The sequence below is a fragment of the Streptomyces durocortorensis genome (assembly GCF_016901035.1).
Taxonomy (GTDB): Bacteria; Actinomycetota; Actinomycetes; order Streptomycetales; family Streptomycetaceae; genus Streptomyces; species Streptomyces durocortorensis.
Map to the genome: position 1 here is coordinate 1 of NZ_JAFEUF010000501.1, position 1,210 is coordinate 1,210.

General features: G+C 77.5%; 1 protein-coding gene. It reads left to right on the top strand.

From position 1 onward, the window contains the following. Nucleotides 1–361 precede the first annotated feature (361 nt). Complete coding sequence (locus tag JS521_RS35735) at nucleotides 362–1,054, top strand: ComEA family DNA-binding protein (RefSeq protein WP_372448649.1); 693 nt, start codon at nucleotides 362–364, stop codon at nucleotides 1,052–1,054. The last annotated feature ends 156 nt before the right edge of the window (nucleotides 1,055–1,210 follow it).

A 1,210-nucleotide genomic window follows, 5' to 3' on the forward strand; every position in this document is an offset into this window, starting at 1 on the left:
GTCCCCGTCCGCTCGGGCGCGGTACGGATCCGGTACTCGCCCGGGCGGCCGGGCGGGGGCGAGCCCCGGGGGCCGTCCCGGTCCGCGCCGTGGCGGGCGGCGGTCCGTGCGAGGGCGGTCCGCCCTCGCGTCGGCGGCCGCGCGTCGCCGGGCGGATGCGCTGATGGCGGGCGCCCACGGCCTGGGGAGCGATGTCGAACCCGTACCGGTACGTGAGCCGACAGCGGCACCGGTACCCGCATCCCCACCCACATCCGCGCCCGAGACCGTGGGGGCGATGCCCGGTGATATGTCGAGGGCGCGGTGTCTCGTGTCGGCGGTCCGGGAGCGGTTGCCGTCGTGGGTGCGGCTCCGGTGCGGGATGGCGCCGCGCACGCCGGTGGTGCTCGGGCTGGTGCTGCTGGCCGCGGTGGCCGTCGCCACGGTGCACTTCTGGTCCGTACGCCCCCAGGCCGTGCGCGCGCCGGAACCGGTCGCGGACGAAGCGGCGGCGTCCGCGTTGCCACCGGATCCGTTACGTTCCGGCGTCCCCGACCCGGTGCCCCGTCCGGCCGCTGGGAAGCCTCCGGTCGCGGGCGGGACCGGAAGCGGGCAGATCGTCGTTGATGTGAGCGGCAAGGTGCACCGGCCGGGGGTCCGTCGCCTGCCGGCGGGGTCACGGGTGGCGGACGCGCTCGAAGCCGCGGGCGGTGTGCGGGCCGGCACGGATCTGACCGGGCTCAATCGGGCGCGGGTCCTCGTCGACGGCGAGCAGGTCGCCGTGGGACTTCCGCCCGGTCCGCCGGTCACCGGAGCGACCGGAGGCGGTGGGGTCGGACCCGGACCGGCCGGCGGCCCACCGGGTGGGGCGGCCGGTCCCTCGGCGCCGCTGAGCCTGAACACGGCGACCGCGGAGCAGCTCGAAACCCTGCCGGGGGTCGGACCGGTGCTCGCCCAACACATGATCGACTACCGCACGGAGAACAACGGATTCCGGTCCGTCGACGAGCTCCGCCAGGTCAACGGGATCGGCGACCGCCGCTTCGCCGACCTCCAGCCGCTCGTACGGCCATGAGCAGCCGTGATGCCCGGCTCTCCTCCCGGGGCGCGGACCGGGACGGCACCGGGGGCGTGGCGGCGGGCCCGGACAGCACCGGAGGCGTGGGCGAAGACCGGGACGGCACGGGAGGCGTCGCGGCGGCGGGCGCGGCGGGGGCCGGGGCCCCCCCCC